This is a genomic window from Parendozoicomonas sp. 209JJ7-1 (assembly GCF_058147085.1).
Genome location: NZ_JBYVJU010000137.1, coordinates 1 through 575, shown reverse-complemented (window position 1 = coordinate 575; position 575 = coordinate 1). Strand labels below are relative to the sequence as shown.

At 41.0% G+C, this 575-nt stretch carries 1 protein-coding gene; it reads right to left on the bottom strand.

All coding sequences use genetic code 11. The annotated features are described in order from the left end of the window. Positions 1–17: 17 nt before the first annotated feature. A partial coding sequence (locus ACY2RQ_RS19740) for a L,D-transpeptidase family protein (RefSeq protein WP_490114727.1) occupies positions 18–575 on the bottom strand: 558 nt, incomplete at its 5' end.

The window sequence follows — 575 nt, the reverse complement described above, 5'->3', positions numbered from 1 at the left end:
TTGTTAGGTGCGGATTGCTACCACTCTATTTTTATTTTTGTACCGACTGAAACCAAATTCATGAACTCATCCATTTCATCATTTGTGATGGCGATACAGCCATTTGTCCAGTCGAAGTTTTGTGTAATGAACGCAAGGCCACCGAGCCAATTTCTTTGACCGTGAACCATAATGAACCCACCCGGATCAATGCCTTTATCTTTGGCGTTTTTATTATCCGATTTATTGGGGTAACTGACATGCATTGCACGATAAAAAGACGAGTCTTCTTTTTTGTAGTCGAGAGTATAAGTACCCTCGGGAGTTCTCTGATCGCCTTCTTGCTGTTTGTGGCCTTTGGGATTTCCACCAAGAGAAATCGTATATTCCTTCACGATCTTCTCACCATCCATCAAATACATAACCCTTTCAGATTTATCCACTTTAACAAGATCAACATTCGCAAGAACTTGTGTTGAGATAAGAAGCAAAATACTTAAAAGAAGATTTCTCATCATAGAATTAGAAGTTAACTCCAATGTTGGTTTAGCACCTAACGCCCGCATCAGGTGCGCCGAAGGCGTCACTTGGATGCG